Origin of the sequence: Streptomyces sp. NPDC057616, from assembly GCF_042800575.1 — a bacterium.
In the GTDB taxonomy this organism is placed as follows: domain Bacteria; phylum Actinomycetota; class Actinomycetes; order Streptomycetales; family Streptomycetaceae; genus Streptomyces.
In genome coordinates this window covers 192126-211769 of record NZ_JBHVGU010000008.1, presented here as the reverse complement: position 1 = coordinate 211769, position 19644 = coordinate 192126, and the positions used below count along the sequence as shown (strand labels likewise).

Genomic DNA, 19644 nt, shown 5'->3' with positions numbered 1-19644 from the left:
TCCTCATGGTTCAACGGGAGATTCGCTTGATCGTCGACGGCACACCGGCACCCGCCGAAAGTGGCACCCACCCTGACGTGGAGGTGCGCAAGCAGCGTCTGCGTCGCCGCCTCGAGCGGTTGATCGGCGTGGCGGCCACGGAAGGAAACGAGCTCGTGCCGCTCCGCAACGGCCGCGAGATCTTCCCCGCGATGCTCGAAGCGATCCACTCCGCTCAGCACACGATCGACATGATGACCTTCGTCTACTGGCGCGGTCAGATCGCCCGCGACTTCGCCGACGCGCTCGCCGACCGGGCCCGTGCGGGGGTGCGGGTGCGCCTGCTGCTGGACGGCTTCGGGGCGAAGGAGATCGAAGAGGACCTGCTGGACCTCATGGACGCCGCCGGCGTCGAGGTGGCCTGGTTCCGCAAGCCGATCTGGCTGTCGCCGTTCAAGCAGAACCACCGTTGCCACCGCAAGGCCCTCATCGTCGACGAGCACACGGCGTTCACCGGCGGCGTCGGTATCGCGGAGGAATGGTGCGGCGATGCCCGCAATCCCGGCGAGTGGCGGGACACCCATGTCCAGGTGCGCGGTCCGGCCGTCGACGGCATCGCCGCCGCGTTCGCGCAGAACTGGGCCGAGTGCCACGACGAACTCTTCGACGACCGCGACCGGTTCACCGAACACAGCCAGCCCGGCTCGTCGGTCGTCCAGGTGGTGCGCGGCTCCGCCAGCATCGGCTGGCAGGACATGCAGACCCTCATCCGGGTCATGCTCACCTCCGCGGAGGAGCGCTTCCGCCTCGCCACCGCCTACTTCGCGCCCGACCGGTACTTCATCGACCTGCTGTGCCGGACTGCGCGCCGCGGCGTCCGCGTGGAGATCCTCCTGCCCGGCCCGCACACCGACCAGCGCGCCTGCCAGCTCGCCGGACAGCAGCACTACACCCGCCTGCTGGAGGCGGGCGTGAGCATCAGGCAGTACCAGCCGACGATGATGCACGCCAAGATCATGACGGTCGACTCGGTCGCCACCCTCATCGGCTCCACCAACTTCAACCGGCGCTCCATGAACCACGACGAAGAGGTCATGCTCGCCGTCCTGGACGAAGCGCTCACGGCCTCCCTCGACCGCGACTTCGAGGAGGACATGAAGCACAGCGTCGACATCGACCTCAGCCGGTGGAGGCGACGGGCGGCACTCCAACTGGCCAAGGAGGCCGCGGTCACGCCGATCCGGCGGTTTCTGTAGGCGAGGCACCCTCCCGGTTCGGAAGGTCGGCGAGGAAGTCACCGATGGCCGCCGCCGCGGCAGCAGGTGCCTCGACGGGGAGCAGGTGGCCGGCGGCAGGCACGGTGCGGAATGTCGCGTGGGGTATGTGCGGCAGGAGGTAGTCGCGCAGGACCGACGGCGGTTCCACCACGTCGTGCTCCGCGGCCAGCACAGTGACCGGGACCTCGATGTCGCGTACGGCATCCGTGATGTCCCGCGCGATGTCGTGCAGCGGCCACTCCTGCCTGGCGGCAGCGTCTGCGTCGAGACTCGCGCGCACGGTCGTGGCGCGTATCGTCGCGGGCAGCGGCGCGGCGGTCAGGACATGGTCCAGGGCATGCCTCACCGTCTCCGGTGAGTCGTACGCGTGGGACAGGTTCGTCCGGTACTCCTCGGTGATCGTGGCCGGCGGCATCGGCGGCGCGGGGGCGACCAGCACCAGGCCGGCGAGACCGACCGGACGGCGGGCCGCCACGAGCTGGCTCACCTTGCCGCCCATCGAGTGACCGACGAGGACGTACGGGCCCGGCGCGCAAGCGTCCGCGACGCTCGCCAGGTCGTCGGCGAGTTGGTCGAGGTGATACGGCCCGGGCAGCGCGCGTGCGCTGCCCCAGCCGCGTTGGTCGAAGCGGACCGTCGCCTGCTCGGGCGGCAGGTGACCGATCACTCCGTTCCAGGTGTCGGCGGAACCACCCCAGTAGTGGACGAACACGAGCGTGGGTGGTCCGGTGCGACCCGTGACGTGTGCCTCAAGGGCCCCACCAGCCACAGGTACGGTTCTTGTGGTTTCCCTCATCTTCACACCTCTCACTTCTGGTGCGCCGACCGATGCGGCTGGTGCATCCGGTGCTGACGCGTCCTCGAATGGGTGGCCTGAGCTGTTCGCCAGGCATGCGTTCGACCGTAGGGGGCGTAGCGTGGGGGCTCTTCGAGAAAGAGGCACGCCTGTTGTGGAAAACGGACATGGTGCAGTACGGCAGCTGAGGTACCTGCCTGCGATCGGGTCGCCGTACGGTGTGGAGGTCCTGAGCTTCCAAGCACTGCGCACCATGGACACGCACGGGCATCGCGAACGTCCGCAGCGCCCCGACTTCCACGTGTTCGCCTTGATCACTTCGGGTACCGGCGCTCACGAAGCAGACTTCCGCGACCATCGCCTGGCCCGAGGCAGCGCGGTGTGGATCCGGCCGGGTGTGGTGCACCGCTGGACGGACGTCGATGCCTGCGACGGTCCGCTGATCCTCTTTCGGCCCACGTTTTTGGCCGGCTTCACCGCATCAGAAGCCGGGGTTCCGGCCGGTTGGAATGTGGATCAGCAGCGCTTCGATCTTGCGCTGCTCGCCGCGGAACACCTGGGCGATGAGCATGATGCGGCGGGACGGTCGCCGCGGCTTGCGTCTCCGGCGGTGCTGTCGCATCTGCTCTCGGCACTGATCCTGCGCGCGCTTCCCGCCGGGGACGCGTCGGTCGAGGAGACCGCGGCCGACCACCGATTCACGGACGTGTTCCGTGCCTACCGCGCCGCTGTGGAGGAGCACTTCACCGATTGGCACCACGTTTCTGCGTACGCGCAGGCCCTCGGTTACGACGTGCGCACCCTCACCCGCGCGACACGCGCGGCGGCCGGCACCGGCGCGAAGTCCTTTCTCGACGAGCGTGTCCTGCTCGAAGCCAAGAGACTGCTTGCCCACGGCGATCTTTCTGTCGGCTCCTGTGCGCGGCGTCTGGGCTTCCAGGACGTCGGCAACTTCACGACCTTCTTCCGCCGCCAGGCCGGGATGCCGCCGACCGCGTGGCGCGATGCGTACCGGGGCGGGACGGCGACGCCACGCTGAGGCTCAGGCGCTCGGATGCTGCTGTGCCGAGGCGCGCAGGCGCACGTCGAGCAGATCTGCGTACGCGGGCTGTGCGCCCTGCCGCGAACCGGCCCGTGCGAGCAGTCTGGAGGGTCGGGACGAACGAGGGGGTTCGCGGTGGACAACCACGACTACGACTACGCGGCGATGGCCGGGTGGGCCAGGGAGCGCCTCGTCGCCGTGCGCGACGCCACGCCCGCTCCCGGCGGCGACGTGAAAGAGCTGGCCCTCGAAGTGGCCGACGTGTACGAGGAGTTGGCGGCGATCCTTCCCTTGGAAGGGCCGACCGGCGATCCGCGTCGGTGGAGTGGGCCCGCAGTGGTCAAGGCGGGGGCCGCGGTGATCGGAGTGCTGGACGAGCTGCGCAACCCGCAGGGGCCGGGAAACAAGCGCGACCTGCCCGAGCTGTTCTTCGCGGCCTCCGTGGAGCGAACTCTGACGGGCAGCCCGGCGGGTGTCGAAGCGGCATGCGTGAGTGCACTCACCGGGGACGCCGAACATCTGTGGGCGAAGGCGTTCAGCAAGCTCCTCGTGTACGCGATATCCGTACCGGTCGTGGGTCTCGTCGACGACCTGACTGGCATGCTTGCGGAAGCGGTGGCGGCTCGGCGATGGATGAACCTTCAGCGGCAACTCGCCACCTGTGCAAAGGAGTTGACGCGTCCGCCGGACGCGACGCGACAACGCGTTGAAGCGCCGACCGCCCGACCGGACCACCCGGGTCAGGCGCCCCGGCAGCAGCCGGACGCTCCGGCGGCGCGCGGCCTTGACCTCCGCCGACGCGGGCCGTGGCGCAGAATGCGCGCATACGGAGCCGCGACCCCGCCGAGCACTGGGCCTGACGCGCCCGGCGGACCCCTTTCGCCGCCGCCGACCCCGCCGCCTCCATCGCCGAAAGCCGTTCCTGGACGCAAGTCGGTCACGCCTCCGCCCTCCGACCCCCGTCGGCGGCCCAGGCTGCCCGCCGTGCCACAGGTGGAGGAACCGACCCCACCCACACCCAACTCCGTCGATCGCCGTAAGCCCACGATCGACCATCCACGGCGCGTCCCCCCAAGTCCGCGGACCGACCCGCCGAAGTCACGCGGAGTCAGCCGGCCCAACGCCCCGGGGATGTGACGCCCGCACTGTCCCGACCAACCACCACACGAGCCCCGCTCAGCGGCGGGACATGTACAGGTCGAGCGCCTTGTGGAGGACCTTGTTGAGGGGGTAGTCCCACTCGCCGAGGTATTCGACGGCGTAGCCACCCGTGCCGGACTTGAAGCGGAGCAGGCCCAGTAGGTGGTTGCTCTCCTCCAGGGTGTCGGTGATGCCGCGGAAGTCGTAGACGGCGGCGCCGAGTTCGTGAGCGTCGCACATCATGCGCCACTGGATGGCGTTGTTCGGCTGGACCTCGCGCTTGCGGCTCGTGGAGGCGCCGTAGGAGTACCAGACGTGCTCCCCCACGGTCAGCATGGTGGCTGCGGCGAGCACGTCTGCCTCGTGATGGGCGAGATAGAGCCGCATGCGGTTGGCGTCCTCGGCCCGCAGTGCGGTCCACATCCGCTGGAAGTAGGCCAGCGGGCGGGGGATGAACTGGTCCCGTTCAGCGGTCTCGACGTAGAGGTCGTAGAAGGCGGAAAGGTCCTCGTAGCCGCCCTGGACGACCTTGACGCCGGCCTTCTCCGCCTTCTTGATGTTGCGGCGCCACTGCTGGTTGAGACCGCGGTGGATGTCCTCCAAGGAGCGTCCGGCGAAGGGGACTTGGAACACGTAGCGCGGCTGGCCGGCGGCGAACCCGTCCTCGCTGCCCGGTTCGGTCTGCTGCCAGCCCATACGGCGGAGCCGGTCGGCGAGGTCGAGGGCGTGCGGCTCCTGCTCGGTGGCCTCCACGTCGCGCAGCCACCGGGCCTGCGGATCGGCGATCGCGGTCTTGACCGCCTCGGCGCTCCAGCGGCGTACGACGACGGGCGGCCCCATCTTCACCGTGAAGGCGCCCTGCCGCTTCAGGTACGCGAGCATCGGCTGAAGCCACTGCTCCAGATCGGCGGCCGCCCAGTCGATCACCGGGCCTTCGGGCAGATAGGCGAGGTACCGCTTCAGCTTCGGCAACGGACGCAGCAGCACCAGCCCCACGCCCACCAGGCCGCCCGCCTCGTCGAACCATCCCAGGCTCTCCGCCCGCCAGTCCGGCTTCACATCGCCCCAGGAAGGAACCTGCATGTGACTCGCCGCGGAACGGGCCGTCACGAAGGCCAGATGCTCCTCGCGGGTGATCGCCTTCAGGCGGTAGCTCATGCGCACTGCTCCTCTGTGATCACAGTTCCTGTCGATCACATCTTGCCCACACATGCGCGCCTACGGCGACGTACGCCAACGGGGCGCCGTTCGTGCCCACTCGCTGTCCCATGCGGCGAGGTTGCGGCGCTGGATGATGTGGTGGGCGGTGCCGTATGCGGCGGCCGCCCCGGCGTGGACGGCGAGCGCCGCGACGAGCGCCGAGCCCATGGCGCGGTTGCGGATCTGGTCGGGGCTCAGGGGTGGCTCGGTGATCTTCCCGTCGGTGTCGGCCCAGATGCGGATGGTGCTGCCCCTGGGCAGGGCCGGTTCTACGTCGGCGGTCGCGGTGCGGGCGCGGCCGTGGGGGTCGGCGAAGCGGACCTTCGTCGGGTAGCGGGTCTCTCTGGCCTCGGCGGAGCCGGGCTCGGGGTGCCGCCGGGCGTTCTCGAGGAGCGTGGCGGTGGTGTGGTGGCGCGTCGCGGTCTGCTGCTGGGCGATGCGGCTGTAGTGGCCGTAAGCCGTGTCGCCGACGAGGAACATCGCCGGCGGTGTGGCCGCCAGGGCGGACGCGAGCAGTCCGATGCCGATCCAGGCCTGGGTCAGGTCGGTCCGGCGGCGCAAGGGGTTGCGTCGTAGCCGCCAGAACATGAGCCGTGGCAGCTCCGTGGGTGGTGACGGCGGGGGCAGGCGCGCAGGCACGGTGTTCCTCCTTTCGGCGACGCAGACCGCTCGGGCACGTGAATCGGTACGGCTATCGGTACGGACATCTGTGCCGGCATCGGTACGGGCATATGTGCGCGCATCGGTGCACTGGTCGGTACGCGCATTGGCACGCAACTTGCTTGCCGCTGCGCCTAGTTGAGGTGCGGCTCACGTGGCCTGGGACCGCAGGCCGAGGGGTGGGCGTGCGCCGCGTGCAGGAGCTTCGCGGCACCGCGGACCGCCGCCGTGTGCGGGGCGGGGACGACCCGCAGCGGCGCGTGGAGTCGGCCGGTGAGGTGATACATGACCTCCGGGCGCAGTGCGCCGCCTCCGGCCACGAGCACGCCGCGGTGCAGGGCGTCGACCGTGACGGAGCTGCGGTCCTGCCGGAGCATCGCGGTCAGCATCCGAGCCACCGCCTCGGCGAGTTGCTCGGGCGTGGTCTCCTCGTCCAGGTCACTGGTGCCCAGCGCGGTGGTGCGTGCGTCCGTGACCGCGCCGTCGCACAGCAGCACCACCTCCGTCAGATGGGCGCCCATGTCCAGTACGAGCAGTGGCCAGGACGTGTCGGCCCCTGCGGCCAGGGCGATGCCCCGGGCGCCGGGCACGGTCAGGACACTGCGCGGCCGCAGCACGCCGACCGCGGCGCGGGCCTGGGCGCGGTAGGCGAGACCGTCCAGGACGGGCGCGGCGACGATCACCATCGGGCGCAAGCGCTGGGGCAGCCGATCGGCGAGCAGCCGCTCCAGCATCCGGGAGCAGCCCTCCGTGTCGACGATCGTGCCGCGCCGGATGGGGCGGCTCGCGCCCCTGCCGGGAGGCGCCACGGTCGGCACGTCGACCAGCGCACCGCGTCCCGCGATCCACGCGCGCGTGCGGGCACTCCCCATGTCCAGGGCGATGCCGTAGCAGCGCCGGCACGGCGGCCAGGGCCGGCGCAGGGCGGCAGGGGTGTACGGCTCCAGGGCTCCGGTCACCGTACGGCCTCCTTGACCTGCTGGCAGCGGGCGCAGTACCGGGCCTGCGGCACGATCGTCAGCCGGTCGAGGGCGATCAGGTGCCGGCACAGGTGACAGGTGCCGTATGTGCCCCGGTCCATGCGGTGCAGCGCGGCCTCGACGTCCGTGAGGACCAGGCGCGCGGAGGCGGCCAGCTGGACGCGGACCTCGATCTGGGCAGCGGCCTGCTGCTCGCGCCGTTCTTCGGCGCGCGAACCGGCCGGCCCGGCGAGCTGGCGCAGCTGCTCCTGGCGGAACAGCCGCTGCTCGTGCAGGTTCTCCCGCAGTGCGGCGAGATCGTCGGCCGACAGGTGCGTCGTACGGTGTCCGATGGTCTGGTGCTTCACCACGTCACCCCCCTTTCGTGGGGCAGGGCCCTTCCTGGGAGAGGGCCTTTCTGGGACAGGGCCTACCTGGGGCGGGTCCTAGTGGGGCTGGGCCTACCTCGGACAGGCGGAGACAGCTGATACGGCCGGTGGTCAGGCGGTCCGGCTCCGGCACGGGACGCAATGGCGGGTGTACGGCAGGATCTCCAGCCGTTCCGCGGGGATGGGCCTGGCGCAGCCCAGGCAGGTGCCGTAGGTGCCGTCCGCGATGCGGGCGAAGGCGTCGTCGATCTCCTTGAGGACGCGGTGCATCGCGCTCCGCTGCTCGGACAGCAGGTGATCGTCCGCGCTCTGCCCGGTCTCGCCCAGGGCCCGCAGTTGCGCCATCCGTGAGGTGCGGGCGTGTTCGAGGCGCTGACGCGCTTCGTGCAGGTGGAACTCGGCCCGGGTGACATCGAGCGTCATGGTCGTTCCTTCTTCTCGGCGGGAGGGGTCTCTTCCAGCCTGGCCGTGCGCGCGGCGGATCCCTATCGGGCGCAGGCCCCATTTCCGCCGGGGCGGAGGGGCCATACGGCCGGGCCGCGGACAAGGGGTTCGGGCAGCGCCGGCATGGGTGCTCGCGGTCCGCAGAAATGGGGGTCAGGGCCCATGGACGACCGTTCGGGCCGAGGGCAGGCTGGCCACAGGCTCACCCGAGCGCCCCGCCACCGTCGACCCGAACGACGTTCGGACGGTGCCCGACCGGAGAGGTGGCCTTTGGCGAGGTGAAGTGGAGGAGCGAGACCGGTGCCGTTGTTCTGGCGGATCTTCGCCCTCAACGCCGTCGTGCTGGGCATGGCCACGGCACTGCTGCTGTGGGCTCCCGTGACGGTCTCCGTGCCGGTGGTGCTCACCGAGGCGATCATCCTGATCGGTGGGCTGGCCGTGATGCTGGTCGCGAACGCCGCGCTGCTGCGGCTGGGACTGGCCCCACTGGACCGGCTCGCCAAGCTGATGGCGGGCGTGGACCTCCTGCGCCCCGGCCAGCGTCTGCCCGCCCGCGGGGGCGGCGAGGTCGCCAAGGTGATCCACACGTGCAACGCCATGCTGGAGCGGCTGGAGCAGGAACGGGCCGCGAGCAGTGCGCGTGTGCTACTGGCTCAGGAGGCCGAACGCCGCCGTATCGCACAGGAGTTGCACGACGAGGTCGGCCAGAGCATGACCGCGATCCTGCTGGGCCTCAAGCGGGCGGCCGACGACGCACCGGACCTGTTGCTCAAGGAGCTGCACGAGGTGCAGGAGATCACCCGGGAGAGCCTGGACGAGGTCCGCCGTCTGGTACGTCGGCTACGGCCGGGCGTGCTGGAGGACCTCGGGCTGGTCAGCGCCCTGACCTCGCTCACGGAGGACTTCGCCGCCCACACCGGGCTGCGGGTCACCCGCCGCTTCGACGCCGAACTGCCCATGCTGGACCCGGAGACGGAGCTCGTGCTCTACCGGGTCGCCCAGGAGTCGCTGACCAACGCCGCACGCCATGCGGACGCCGAACGTGTCGTCGTCGACCTGCGGCGCACCGAGGGCAGCGTGGTACTGGCCGTGACCGACGACGGCTGCGGCATCAGCGCGCCTCGCGAAGGCGCCGGCATGCGCGGTATGCGCGAACGGGCCCTGCTCATCGAGGCCGATCTGGAGATCACGCCAGCCCGCACGGGTACGGACGCGGGCCTCGGCGCCGGCACGGGCACGGGCCCCTCCACCGGCAGCAGCACCGCCACCGGCACAGGAATCGGCACCGGCACCCAGGTCAAGCTCACCGCGCCGATCCTCAGAAAGCAGCCGTGACGATGTCCGACACACCTCCCACCACGACCACCCGGACGATCCGCATCCTCCTCGCCGACGACCACGCCCTCGTCCGCCGCGGCGTCCGCCTCATCCTCGACCGGGAAGAGGACCTGGACGTGGTCGCCGAAGCGGGCGACGGCGCCGAGGCCATCGAACTGGCCCGCACCCACGACATCGACCTGGCCGTCCTGGACATCGCCATGCCTCGCCTGACCGGGCTGCAGGCCGCGCGCGAACTCGCCGCCCTGCAGCCGGGTCTACGGATCCTCATGCTCACCATGCACGACAACGAGCAGTACTTCTTCCAGGCCCTCAAGGCCGGTGCCAGCGGCTACGTGCTGAAGTCCGTCGCCGACCAGGACCTCGTCGAGGCCTGCCGGTCGGCCATGCGCAACGAGCCCTTCCTGTATCCCGGCGCGGTCACCGCCCTGATCCGCAACTACCTCAACCGGGTCCGGCACGGCGAGGAGACCCCCGACCAGATCGTCACCCCGCGGGAGGAGGAGGTCCTCAAGCTGGTGGCCGAGGGGCACTCCTCCAAGGAGATCGCCGACCTGCTGTTCATCAGCATCAAGACCGTTCAGCGCCACCGCGCCAACCTCCTGCAGAAGTTGGGACTGCGCGACCGTCTGGAGCTCACGCGCTACGCCATCCGTGCCGGCCTGATCGAACCCTGACCAACTCGAGCGACAAACGACTGGGGGAAGCGCGCATGCACCACCCGCGTCGCCCCTCCCCCGCCACCAGGCGCACCCACTCCCGCACTGCCACGTTGGCGACAGCTGCCCTACTGGCCTTGCTGGCAACCCTGTTCGCCACCGCACGGCCAACCGCTGCTACGACCGAACAGATCACCAACTCGGCCGCAGCCACCAGCGACCACCGTGCACCTGGTCCGCACGTCGCCGATGCGTGCGACACCGCCTGCACCCTCTCGACCGCCACCCGCCAGACACCCCACGGCGAACACCCCAGCCCGCGCAACCACCTCACCCCCGCCCCCGCCGGCGACACGGTCCTCAGCCCACCCCGGCCCGCACCCCACCCGTCAACAACCCGGCGCATCCCCTCCCCCGAGCCGATCCCGACGCCTGACCGCGACCGGGCGCCACCCGCTTCCTCCGGCACCTGACACCCACGTTCTCCTTTCTCCTGCCGGAGGCCTTCCCTTGACCCGTTTGCCCCGTTCCGCGCGCGTGAGGGCGCTGCTCGCCCTCGCCGTGATCGCCGTATCGCTGTACATCGCCGTCGCCGTGCCGGTCCGCCTCGGACTCGATCTGCGCGGCGGCACCCAGATCGTGCTGGAGACCCGTCCCACGCCCACCACAGCCGCGGGCCGCGAGGCCACCGACCGCGCCCTGGAGGTGCTACGCGGCCGTATCGACGCACTCGGCGTCGCCGAACCCACCCTCGTCCGCTCCGGCGACGACCGGATCATCGTCGAACTCCCCGGCGTACAGGACCCGAAGAGGGCCGTCGACGTCCTGGGCCGCACGGCACAGCTCACCTTCCACCCCGTACTCGGCACAGACGCCGGCACCGGCACCGACTCCCGCCCGCTCCCGAAACGGCCTCACGACCGGGTGCTTCCGGACGAGTCCGGCACGCGGCTGCGCCTTGGCGCGCCCGCGCTGACCGGCGCACACGTCGAACGAGCCGCCGCCGGATTCGACCAGCAGAGCGGCGCCGGCTGGCACGTCACCGTCGACTTCGCGGGTGCCGGCCGCGACGGCTGGGCCCGGCTCACCGGCGACGCCGCCTGCCACACCCCCGGCGACCCGGCACGCCGCGTCGCCATCGTCCTCGACGACAAGGTGATCTCCTCCCCGCAGGTCGCACCCTCGATCGGCTGCAAGGCCGGCATCCGCGACGGCGCCACCCAGATCACCGGCTCCTTCGACCCGGAAGAAGCACGTGAGTTGGCCCTGCTCATCAACGGCGGCGCGCTGCCCGTACCCGTCGAGACGGTGGAACAGCGCACCGTCGGCCCGACCCTGGGCGCCGAGGCCATCACCGCCAGCGTCTGGGCCGCAGCCATCGGCACCGCCCTGACCTCGCTGTTCATCATCGTCGTATACCGGCTCATGGGCGCGCTCGCCACCGTCGCCCTGGCCTGCTACGGCCTGATCTCCTACGCCGCCCTGGCCGCCCTCGGCGCCACATTGACGCTGCCGGGGCTGGCCGGATTCGCCCTGGCGATCGGCATGGCCGTGGACGCCAACGTGCTGGTCTTCGAACGGGCCCGGGAGGAGTACACGGCCCGTCGCCGCCCCAGCACCCGTTCGGCGCTCGCCGCCGGATTCCGCAACGCCTTCAGCGCGATCGCCGACTCCAACATCACCACACTGATCGCGGCCGGGCTGCTCTTCTTCCTCGCCTCCGGGCCCGTGCGCGGCTTCGCCGTCACGCTCGGCCTCGGCGTGCTCGCTTCCATGTTCAGCGCCCTGGTGATCACCCGCGTGCTGGCCGAATTCGCCGCCGGCCGCCCCTGGTTGCGCCGTCGGCCTCGCCTCTCCGGCATCGCGACGACGGGGGCCGTCCGCGCTCGTCTCACGCGCCGCAATCCCAAACTGATGCGCCACCCGCGCCGTTGGCTGGCCGTTGCGGCGGCCGGGCTGATCCTGGCCGGCTCCGGCATCGCGGTGCGAGGCATCGATCTCGGCGTGGAGTTCACCGGCGGCCGCCTCATCGAGTACGCCACCGCCGCCCCCGTCGATCCCGACCGGGCTCGCGCCGCTCTCACCGACGCCGGATTTCCCCGAGCCGTCGTGCAGTCGTCCGGCGACACAGGGCTGACGGTGCGCACCGGGGCGCTGTCCAACGCGCAGGAGGCCGAGGTCACCGCCGCCGTGCGCGACCTGGCGGACGGGGCGGACAAGGTTCGCGACGAACTGATCGGGCCCAGCCTCGGCGAGGAGCTGCGCCGCGGTGCCCTCATCGCGCTCGCCGTGGCTCTCGGAGCCCAACTCGTCTATCTCGCGGCGCGGTTCCGCTGGCTGTTCGGTACCGCCGCCGTCACGGCCCTCGCGCACGACGTGCTCGTCCTGACCGGCGTCTTCGCCTGGCTCGGCAAACCCGTCGACGGGGTCTTCGTCGCCGCCCTGCTCACCGTCGTCGGCTACTCGGTCAACGACTCCGTGGTCCTCTTCGACCGCATCCGCGAACTGTCCCGCAAGGGCTCCGGCAAAGACCCCAGCCGCGGAACCGGCCGGGGCCTCAGCAGGCAACTGCCGGACATCGCGAATCAAGCGATCCTGCACACCTTGCCCCGCACCGTGAGCACCGGCATGGGCGCCGCCTTCATCCTCACCGCCCTCGCCGTGCTCGGCGGATCCTCGCTCACCGACTTCGCGCTGGCCCTCCTCATCGGGCTCGCGGTGGGCACGTACTCGTCCGTGTTCACGGCCGTCCCCGTCGCCCTCGAGCTCCAGGCCCATCGGCGCGAAACCCGTTGCTGAACGGTCGAGTTGACGTCTCGCGGACTACGTGAGCATGTCGCCGATCGCCTGCAGCGCGCGCTCCTCCAGCTGTCGGCGATCGGTGGCCGGCACCTCACGCAGCGGCCCCTGACCGGCCAGGACAGCCATGCCGTGCACGGTCGACCAGACGGCGTATTCGACCCCGGGCCGGCGCTCCGGATCGAGTACGCCGCACTCCACCAATTCGTCGAGGGCAAAACGGAGTTGACCCAAGGGCGAGCGGTCCGCCCCGGACACGTCTTCCTGCGTCGGGTACGCGTGCTGCTGCGGCAGCGCGAACGCCGTGGCGAACCAGCCCGGTTCCTCGCGCGCGAACGCGAAGTAGGCCGTGCCGACGGCCCGCAGCCGCTCGCCCGCAGACACAGGATCGCCGCGCCGACCGGTCACGCTCGCCACGCCCTCCGCCATCCGGTCGGCGAGCTCACCGATCGCCGCCGCACACACCGCGGCGAGGAGCTCGTCCCGGTCGGCGAAGTGACGGTAGGCGGCATTGGGCACCACGCCCACGATCCGCGTCGCCTCGCGCAGCACCACGGCGTCCGGACCTCCACTGCGGGCGAGTTCGAGCCCGGCCGCGACCAGCCCGTCCCGTACCGCGCCGCGCGGCCGCCGCTTCCGCGCGGGCGTCGCAGGCGATGCAGGTCCTGCAGGCGCTGCGGATGCTGCTGCTCGATCAGGCGTCACGAGCGCCAGAATAACAATAGTGGACGGCGTCCACCCGGCTCGCTAAAGTGGACACCGTCCACCAACGCGTCGCGAGACCTCGCCGCCCCGCGGCCCCGCCGTCAGCAGGACGGAGAAGCACCATGACCAGGCTGGCTCCCCTCCTCCACCACAACGAACGGTTCGCGCGTGACCACACCCCGGTCCCGCTCGGCCTGCCCACCGCGCGGCTGGTCCTCGTCACCTGCCTCGACCACCGCATCGACCCCGCCGCCCTCCTCGGACTCCGCCCCGGCGACGCACCCGTCATCCGCAACGCGGGCGGACGCGTCACCGAGTCGGTGATCAACGACGTCTCCTATCTGGCCTTCCTGGCCGAGTCACTGCTCGGCGCGACCGGCCCCCTCTTCGAGGTCGCGATCCTGCACCACACCCAGTGCGGCACGGGGTTCCTCGCCGACCCCGAGTTCCTGCGCCGGGCCGCTCAGGCGACCGGCGTCTCGGAGGCGGCACTGGGCGCGTCCGAGGTGGCCGAACCGAAGCGGACGGTCCGGGAGGATGTCGAGCGCCTGCTCGCCTCGCCGCTCGCGCCTCCCGCGGTCTCCGTCTCGGGGCACGTGCTCGACATCGAGACGGGCCGTGTGACGACCGTGACCGATGCCGGGCACCCCCGGCGAGCCGCCACAACAGGCGCCCATCGGCGGTAGGTTCAGCCGGCCGGCACCGTTTCGGCGAGCGGTCGAGGCATGGCGCAACCGGCGGCGGCCCGGCGCGCGACCGGCCCCATGGCGTACGCCGCGGCCACCATCAGCAGGCCCAGTACGAGCCAGCCCGCCGCTCCCCCGCCCAGCAGCAGCGTCGTCACCACCAGCGGGCCCGACGTCCGGGCGACCGTCACGCCCGTACCGAAGAAGCCCTGGTACTCGCCCATGCGGTCGGCGGGCGCCAGGCCGAAGGACAGCTGCCACGAGCCCGCCGACTGCTGCATCTCCGCGACGACCTGAAGCACCGCGCCGACGACCATGATGACGGCCGCCGGCCACGCCGACCGCCCCGTCGACAGCGCGAACACCGCGCAGGACGCCAGCATCACCAGCCCGGACCGGCGCAGCACCTTCAGCGCACTGCCGAGCCCGGTGACCGCCCTCGCCGTCCGCACCTGGAACAACGTCACCGCGAGGGTGTTCAGCACGAACAGCCCCGAGGCCAGCCAGGCGGGCGCCCCGGTCCGCTCGGTGATCCACAGCGGGAGCGCCAGGCTGAGCAGCGGCAGCCGCAGCAACAGCACGGCGTTGAGCAGCGTGAGCAGGGCGTACGGGCGGTCACCGAGGACCGCGAGCCGCCGCGTTCCGGCGGACGCCGTGGCGGCGGTCGCGACCTTCACGGCGGGCAGGCGTAGCAGAAGCACCGCGCAGGCCAGGAAGCAGACGGCGTCCAGCGCGAGCACGCCACGGTACGCCGCCGGTGTCCCGGCGCTCAGCGCGCCGCCACCGAGGGCCGCGCCCACCGCCAGTCCGCCGTTGAGCGTCGACTGCAGCCGGGCCAGCAGCCCCGTGCGCTCCTCGGCCGGTACCAGAGCCGCCAGCAGGGCCTGGCGCGCGGCCGCCAGCCCCGACTGGGCGGCGGCGTACAGACTGGCCGTGACGACGAAGGCCGCGAAGCCCGAGACCAGCAGGAACGTCGCGATCGCCGCCGCGGTGGCCAGCGCCAGCAGCACGGACGTACCGCGCGGCCCGCGCCGGTCCGCGAGCCGCCCGAGCGGCACCCCGACCAGCGAACCGACTCCCCATGCGAGCGTCAGCCCGAGCCCCACCCGTGCGGGAGCGAGATGGGCGACCTGGGTGAAGTACAGCGCCGAGGTCACGTAATAGGCGCCGTCACCGACGGAGTTGGCGAGTTGCGCGAGGGCCAGCAGGCGTCCGGATCGATGGGTCATGACAATGACCGTACGGTCTTATTGGATCGCTGATCAGGCCCAATCCTGGGTTGTTTCCCTGGCCCACTTCCGGATCGAGGACGAGCCGGTCCCGTACCCTTGTGGCATGCGCATGCGCCCCACCCTCAGCTGGACCCCTACCGAGGAGCTGCCCGCGGGCAGCACGGATCCGGGACCGGTCGCCGACGTGCTGAGCGCCGGCGGTGTGCTGGTCCTCAGCGGAGCCGGCATCTCCACGGAGTCCGGCATCCCGGACTACCGGGGCGAGGGCGGGAGCCTGAGCCGGCACACCCCGATGACGTACCAGGACTTCACGGGCGGCGATCCGGCGCGGCGGCGGTACTGGGCGCGCAGTCACCTCGGCTGGCGCACGTTCGGCCGTGCACGCCCCAATGCCGGGCACCGGGCCGTGGCCGCCTTCGGGCGGCACGGCCTGCTTTCGGGTGTGATCACCCAGAACGTCGACGGACTGCACCAGTCCGCCGGCAGCGAGGACGTCGTGGAACTCCACGGAAGCCTGGACCGGGTGCGCTGCCTGGCGTGCGGTGTCCCCACTCCGCGGAGCGACCTCGCGCTGCGGCTGGAGGCGGCCAATCCGGGTTTCGCTCCCGTCGCCGCCGGGATCAACCCGGACGGCGACGCCGATCTCACCGACGACCAGGTCGGCGACTTCCGGGTGCTGCCCTGCACCGCATGCGGCGGCATCCTCAAACCGGATGTGGTGTTCTTCGGCGAGAACGTTCCGCCGCAGCGGGTGGAGCAGTGCCGCGCGCTGGTCCGCGAGGCGTCCGCGCTGCTGGTCCTGGGCTCCTCGCTGACGGTGATGTCCGGGCTCCGGTTCGTCCGGCAGGCGGCGGAGGCCGGGAAGCCGGTGCTGATCGTGAACCGTGATCCCACGCGCGGCGACAAGCACGCCCTCGCGCGGGTCGCCCTCCCGCTGGGAGCGACCCTCACCACCGTGGCCGACCGGCTGGGCATCGCCGTCGACGGCCAGGCGGTGGCCTGACCAGCCGACGGGGACACCCAGCCGGTGCGATGACCTCAGCTCGTGGTCAGCAGGCCCTCGCGCAGGCGGGCCAGCAGACGGTTGAGCAGGCGTGAGACGTGCATCTGCGAGATGCCCAGGCGTTCGCCGATCTCCGCCTGCGTGCGCTCCTCCACGAACCGCAGGTGCAGGATCAGGCGGTCGCGTTCGTCGAGGTCGTGGATCAGCGGCGCCAACGCGTGGTAGTCCTCGACGAGTTCCAGCGCCGCGTCCTGGCTGCCGATGAAGTCGGCCAGGACGCTTTCGCCGTCCTCGCTGCTGGAGATGGCGGCGTCGAGGGATGAGGAGTTGTAGCCGTTGGAGGCCACGCGCGCCTCGATGACCTCCTCCGGGGACAGGCTCATCAGCTGCGAGAGCTCCGCGACCGTCGGGGTCCGGCCCAGACGGCTGCTCAGTTCCTCCGTGGCCTGGGCCAGCTGGACCCGGGCCTCCTGGAGCCGGCGCGGCACATGGACGGCCCAGGACGTGTCACGGAAGAAGCGCTTGATCTCGCCGACGATGTAGGGGATCGAGAAGGAGGTGAACTCGACCTCGCGCGCCACCTCGAACCGGTCGATCGCCTTGATCAGCCCGATGACGCCGACCTGGACGATGTCCTCCATCTCCTGCGGTCCGCGGCTGCGGAACCGCGCGGCGGCGTAGCGCACCAGCGAGATGTTCATCTCGATCAGCGTGTTGCGCGCGTACTGGAACTCCTGCGTGCCCTCTTCCAGGACGGCCAGCCGCGCAAGGAAGTGGCGGGTCAGCTCGCGGGCGTCCTTCGGAGCAACGTGAGTGGCATCGGCGACTTCCGACAGCTGTTGCGCACGGGCCTCAGTCGTCAACACCGGCGTCATCTTGGAGCCTTTCCCTTGTATCCGAAGCGGCTGGTCAGCCGTTCGCTGCCGAGTACCCCTGATTCTCGTTTTCATCGGTCCCTCACGCATCTTCACGAACACCTGGCCGAATCCGATCGCCCGCCAGGGTGCGCAGCAGGCGGTTGCGCCCTCGGTCGGGCACGGTCCACAGCGGATGGCCTCGTACGCCCCACGCCTGCAGCAGGGCGTTGGCGGCGAGGAATCCGCTGGTGGCCGCCCGTTCCATCAAGGCGACGGGGAGGTGCGTGCGTACCAGATCGCCCGCGAGTACGAGGCCGGATCGCGGCGTGCGTACGGAGGGACGGTCGCCGTACGCGCCGACCGGGAACAGGGGGCAGTCCTGGCGCCATTCATGGCGTTCGTCGAGGATCCGCGCGTCACGTGTCTCCGGGTAGACGCGCCGCAGTTGCTCGACCAGACGGTGCGCCTCCACCGCCTGATCCGCATCCTCGGGCAGCGCGTACCCGTGCAGTTCCACGACGGACCCTCCGGTCCGGGACGCGTGGCGGGCGGCTTCGCCCTCCCAGCGTTCCAGGACGCTGATGTTGTCCAGGGAGCCGTATCCGGCCGTGCCCAGGAAGCCGGGGCGGTCGGCGCCGACGCGGCGGTCCAGCCAGAGGCGGGAGACGAGGAAGGGCGGGGCACTGCGCAGCCGGTCGATGCGTTCGCGCCAGGCGGCGTCGCCGAGTCGGGGGGAGCGGGCGACCAGGGCGCGGAGCCCAGGGGTGTCGAGGGCCAGGACCACGGTGTCGTACCGGGTCTCCTGGCGATCGGTGACCACGGTGAAGGCGCCGTCCGCGGTGGGCGCCACGTGCGCGACGGGCGTCGAGGTGTGCACGGTGGCGCCGTGCCGGTCCAGGTGGGCGCGCAGGGGTTCCCACAGGGCCGTCGGGAAGGGGCCGTTGGGCACGTCGAAGAGCAGGCCCTCGGCCGAACCGAGGAAGTAGATGTGGAACATCAGGACCATCTCGGCCGCCGACAGCTGCCGGGGATCGGCGAAGAAGCTGCGCGAGAAGACCTCGAAGGCCAGGTGGCGCGCGGCCTCCGGAAAGCGCAGTGAGGCCAGGAAGTCGTAGGCGCTCACGCCGTCCAGTCGCTCGTAGACCTGGGGGACGCGGACGTCGAGCAGGGGGCGCGCGGCGGCCGGGTTCATGCGCACCAGGTCCCGCGAGCGGAAGGACGGGCTGAGCGCCGCGAACCCGAGCGCGCTGAGCGGCGGTGTGCGGGGGACCCTGCGGAAGCTGTCGTGCAGACCGCTGCTGTGCCACAGGGGGTAGTCCGGCAGGCCGGTCAGTTGCCCGAGGTGGGGATCGGTGCGACGCAGGAGGCTGCGGAGGTTGTAGTACTGGCGGAAGAAGGCGTGGAAGCCGCGGCTCATCGTCGCGGTGGAGCCGTCGTGCAACTCTACCGGCCAGCCGCCGACCCGGCCGCCCAGGTAGGCCTCACGCTCGTACAGGGTGACGGCGACGCCGCGTTCGGCCAGCGCCGTGGCGGCGGCCAGGCCCGCGATGCCCGCGCCGACGACGGCGGTGCTGCGCGCTGGTCCGCCCAGCCGGGGCGCGCCGGGCGGCGGGGGCAGAAAGACGGCGCTGCGGTCCCGGCCGGGGCGAGTGGTCCCGGTCATCGCGGCGCCCGGCGGGCCGAGTTGGCGCGTCTGCCCACGGACGAGTCGGCGCGTCTGCCTACGACGGTGTGGGTGATGCCCGTCTGCCAGCCGGGCAGCGGCAGGGCACGCACGTGCTCGAACCCGCGGGCGCGGACGCGGGCGGCGAACGCGTCGACGGTGTCGAAGTCGACGACGCTGCGCCACAGATGCCGGTACAGGTCGCCGTCGCCCAGTGCGGCGGCGACGGGCAGCACCAGGCCCCGGCACACGGCCGTCCACACCGCGCGGTGCACCGGGCGCCCGCTGAGGGTGTACTCGTGCACGGCGAGCCGGCCGTGGGGCGCGAGCAGGTCGTGGACGGTGGAGAGTACGGCGTCGGGGTCGGCCACGTTCCGGAAGAGATAGGCGGCGAACACCGCGTCGAAGGGCCCCTCGACACCGGCCGGTTCGAGGGCCTCCGCCGGGGCGCACACGAACCTGACCGTCTCGGGCCAGCGTTTGGCCCGGGCGCGGTCGAGCATCCCCGCCGACGCGTCCACGGCCGTGATGTCGGCACCCGGCAGGACGGCACACAGCGCGGCGGTGGACGCGCCGGTACCGCAGCCGAGGTCGAGCACCCGCAGCCCGGTGCCGGACGGGGGCAGGCCGAGCCTGCGCGCCGAGCGGCGCAGGTGGGCGTGGTAACCGGGGTTGGCGGCCACCAGCGTGTCGTAGGTGTGCGCCGCGTGGTCGAAGGCGACGGCCAGGTCCGCGTCACGCAGCAGGGTCATGGCGTCTCCTTCGCAGTGGGGGGTCGGTGGTGAGTGGTGAGTGGTGGGCGGTGTCCATGGGCGG

19 protein-coding genes are annotated in these 19644 nt (G+C 71.5%); 8 read left to right on the top strand and 11 right to left on the bottom strand.

Features of this window, described 5'->3' with window-relative positions:
• Positions 1 to 26: 26 nt before the first annotated feature.
• Positions 27 to 1235, top strand: a complete 1209-nt coding sequence (locus tag ACFU97_RS12585; RefSeq protein ID WP_384254594.1) for a phosphatidylserine/phosphatidylglycerophosphate/cardiolipin synthase family protein — start codon at positions 27 to 29, stop codon at positions 1233 to 1235.
• Here the strand turns inward: ACFU97_RS12585 and ACFU97_RS12580 are convergent.
• Entirely contained in the window at positions 1210 to 2052 is an 843-nt protein-coding gene (locus ACFU97_RS12580; protein ID WP_384254592.1) for an alpha/beta fold hydrolase, read from the bottom strand. The genes ACFU97_RS12585 and ACFU97_RS12580 overlap by 26 nt on opposite strands.
• Positions 2053 to 2305: 253 nt before the next feature.
• On the opposite strand from ACFU97_RS12580, the gene ACFU97_RS12575 reads away from it, so the two are divergent.
• Complete coding sequence (locus ACFU97_RS12575) at positions 2306 to 3091, top strand: helix-turn-helix domain-containing protein (RefSeq protein ID WP_384254589.1); 786 nt, start codon at positions 2306 to 2308, stop codon at positions 3089 to 3091.
• Between the two features lie 138 nt (positions 3092 to 3229).
• Complete coding sequence (locus tag ACFU97_RS12570) at positions 3230 to 4231, top strand: hypothetical protein (protein ID WP_384254587.1); 1002 nt, start codon at positions 3230 to 3232, stop codon at positions 4229 to 4231.
• Positions 4232 to 4270: 39 nt separating this feature from the next.
• On the opposite strand, the gene ACFU97_RS12565 is transcribed toward ACFU97_RS12570, so the two are convergent.
• From ACFU97_RS12565 to ACFU97_RS12545, 5 genes are all read right to left on the bottom strand, one after another.
• Positions 4271 to 5392, bottom strand: a complete 1122-nt coding sequence (locus tag ACFU97_RS12565) for a lipid II:glycine glycyltransferase FemX (RefSeq protein ID WP_384254584.1) — start codon at positions 5390 to 5392, stop codon at positions 4271 to 4273.
• A gap of 60 nt (positions 5393 to 5452) precedes the next feature.
• Positions 5453 to 6022 carry a hypothetical protein gene (locus ACFU97_RS12560; RefSeq protein ID WP_384254723.1) on the bottom strand — a complete coding sequence of 190 codons (570 nt, stop codon included), beginning with the start codon at positions 6020 to 6022 and terminating at the stop codon, positions 5453 to 5455.
• Between the two features lie 206 nt (positions 6023 to 6228).
• Positions 6229 to 6966 (bottom strand): hypothetical protein, encoded by a 738-nt coding sequence (locus ACFU97_RS12555; RefSeq protein ID WP_384254720.1) that lies wholly within the window; start codon positions 6964 to 6966, stop codon positions 6229 to 6231.
• A gap of 83 nt (positions 6967 to 7049) precedes the next feature.
• Positions 7050 to 7424, bottom strand: coding sequence for a TraR/DksA family transcriptional regulator (locus ACFU97_RS12550; protein ID WP_384254582.1), 375 nt, complete (start codon positions 7422 to 7424; stop codon positions 7050 to 7052).
• 129 nt (positions 7425 to 7553) lie between these two features.
• On the bottom strand, positions 7554 to 7865 hold the full coding sequence (locus tag ACFU97_RS12545) for a TraR/DksA C4-type zinc finger protein (RefSeq protein WP_384254579.1): 312 nt from the start codon (positions 7863 to 7865) through the stop codon (positions 7554 to 7556).
• Positions 7866 to 8186: 321 nt separating this feature from the next.
• Between ACFU97_RS12545 and ACFU97_RS12540 the strand changes: the two genes are divergently transcribed.
• The 3 genes from ACFU97_RS12540 to secD all read left to right on the top strand — a co-directional run bounded on the left by ACFU97_RS12540 (position 8187) and on the right by secD (position 12682).
• Positions 8187 to 9221 (top strand): HAMP domain-containing sensor histidine kinase, encoded by a 1035-nt coding sequence (locus tag ACFU97_RS12540; protein WP_384254577.1) that lies wholly within the window; start codon positions 8187 to 8189, stop codon positions 9219 to 9221.
• Between the two features lie 2 nt (positions 9222 to 9223).
• Positions 9224 to 9901: a response regulator gene (locus tag ACFU97_RS12535; RefSeq protein WP_384254575.1), complete on the top strand. Its 678-nt coding sequence runs from the start codon at positions 9224 to 9226 to the stop codon at positions 9899 to 9901.
• Between the two features lie 501 nt (positions 9902 to 10402).
• Entirely contained in the window at positions 10403 to 12682 is a 2280-nt protein-coding gene (gene secD / locus ACFU97_RS12530; RefSeq protein ID WP_384254718.1) for a protein translocase subunit SecD, read from the top strand.
• 24 nt (positions 12683 to 12706) lie between these two features.
• Here secD and ACFU97_RS12525 read toward each other — a convergent pair whose 3' ends face one another.
• Entirely contained in the window at positions 12707 to 13237 is a 531-nt protein-coding gene (locus ACFU97_RS12525) for a WHG domain-containing protein (protein WP_384254572.1), read from the bottom strand.
• 272 nt (positions 13238 to 13509) lie between these two features.
• Here ACFU97_RS12525 and ACFU97_RS12520 point away from each other — a divergent pair, with 272 nt between their 5' ends.
• A complete protein-coding gene (locus tag ACFU97_RS12520; RefSeq protein ID WP_384254570.1) occupies positions 13510 to 14073 on the top strand; it encodes a carbonic anhydrase in 564 nt (187 codons plus the stop codon).
• Between the two features lie 2 nt (positions 14074 to 14075).
• Here the strand turns inward: ACFU97_RS12520 and ACFU97_RS12515 are convergent, their stop codons facing one another.
• Positions 14076 to 15302, bottom strand: coding sequence for an MFS transporter (locus ACFU97_RS12515; protein WP_384254567.1), 1227 nt, complete (start codon positions 15300 to 15302; stop codon positions 14076 to 14078).
• Between the two features lie 106 nt (positions 15303 to 15408).
• Here ACFU97_RS12515 and ACFU97_RS12510 point away from each other — a divergent pair, with 106 nt between their 5' ends.
• On the top strand, positions 15409 to 16308 hold the full coding sequence (locus ACFU97_RS12510; RefSeq protein ID WP_384254565.1) for an NAD-dependent protein deacetylase: 900 nt from the start codon (positions 15409 to 15411) through the stop codon (positions 16306 to 16308).
• A 35-nt stretch (positions 16309 to 16343) separates the two neighbouring features.
• Here ACFU97_RS12510 and ACFU97_RS12505 read toward each other — a convergent pair whose 3' ends face one another.
• From ACFU97_RS12505 to ACFU97_RS12495, 3 genes are all read right to left on the bottom strand, one after another.
• Positions 16344 to 17183 carry a SigB/SigF/SigG family RNA polymerase sigma factor gene (locus tag ACFU97_RS12505; protein WP_384254562.1) on the bottom strand — a complete coding sequence of 280 codons (840 nt, stop codon included), beginning with the start codon at positions 17181 to 17183 and terminating at the stop codon, positions 16344 to 16346.
• A gap of 82 nt (positions 17184 to 17265) precedes the next feature.
• Positions 17266 to 18828: an FAD-dependent oxidoreductase gene (locus ACFU97_RS12500; RefSeq protein WP_384254560.1), complete on the bottom strand. Its 1563-nt coding sequence runs from the start codon at positions 18826 to 18828 to the stop codon at positions 17266 to 17268.
• Complete coding sequence (locus ACFU97_RS12495) at positions 18825 to 19580, bottom strand: methyltransferase domain-containing protein (protein ID WP_384254558.1); 756 nt, start codon at positions 19578 to 19580, stop codon at positions 18825 to 18827. The genes ACFU97_RS12500 and ACFU97_RS12495 overlap by 4 nt, the downstream gene beginning before the upstream one ends.
• Positions 19581 to 19644: the final 64 nt, after the last annotated feature.

What these genes read in the sequence shown, in the direction of transcription:
- ACFU97_RS12580 (WP_384254592.1), bottom strand. Translation starts at nt 2,052, where the DNA reads ATGAGGGAAACCACAAGAACCGTACCTGTGGCTGGTGGGGCCCTTGAG.
- ACFU97_RS12575 (WP_384254589.1), top strand. Translation starts at nt 2,306, where the DNA reads ATGGACACGCACGGGCATCGCGAACGTCCGCAGCGCCCCGACTTCCAC.
- ACFU97_RS12565 (WP_384254584.1), bottom strand. Translation starts at nt 5,392, where the DNA reads ATGAGCTACCGCCTGAAGGCGATCACCCGCGAGGAGCATCTGGCCTTC.
- ACFU97_RS12560 (WP_384254723.1), bottom strand. Translation starts at nt 6,022, where the DNA reads ATGTTCTGGCGGCTACGACGCAACCCCTTGCGCCGCCGGACCGACCTG.
- ACFU97_RS12555 (WP_384254720.1), bottom strand. Translation starts at nt 6,966, where the DNA reads ATGGGGAGTGCCCGCACGCGCGCGTGGATCGCGGGACGCGGTGCGCTG.
- ACFU97_RS12545 (WP_384254579.1), bottom strand. Translation starts at nt 7,865, where the DNA reads ATGACGCTCGATGTCACCCGGGCCGAGTTCCACCTGCACGAAGCGCGT.
- ACFU97_RS12535 (WP_384254575.1), top strand. Translation starts at nt 9,224, where the DNA reads ATGTCCGACACACCTCCCACCACGACCACCCGGACGATCCGCATCCTC.
- ACFU97_RS12520 (WP_384254570.1), top strand. Translation starts at nt 13,510, where the DNA reads ATGACCAGGCTGGCTCCCCTCCTCCACCACAACGAACGGTTCGCGCGT.
- ACFU97_RS12515 (WP_384254567.1), bottom strand. Translation starts at nt 15,302, where the DNA reads ATGACCCATCGATCCGGACGCCTGCTGGCCCTCGCGCAACTCGCCAAC.
- ACFU97_RS12510 (WP_384254565.1), top strand. Translation starts at nt 15,409, where the DNA reads ATGCGCATGCGCCCCACCCTCAGCTGGACCCCTACCGAGGAGCTGCCC.
- ACFU97_RS12505 (WP_384254562.1), bottom strand. Translation starts at nt 17,183, where the DNA reads ATGACGCCGGTGTTGACGACTGAGGCCCGTGCGCAACAGCTGTCGGAA.
- ACFU97_RS12500 (WP_384254560.1), bottom strand. Translation starts at nt 18,828, where the DNA reads ATGACCGGGACCACTCGCCCCGGCCGGGACCGCAGCGCCGTCTTTCTG.
- ACFU97_RS12495 (WP_384254558.1), bottom strand. Translation starts at nt 19,580, where the DNA reads ATGACCCTGCTGCGTGACGCGGACCTGGCCGTCGCCTTCGACCACGCG.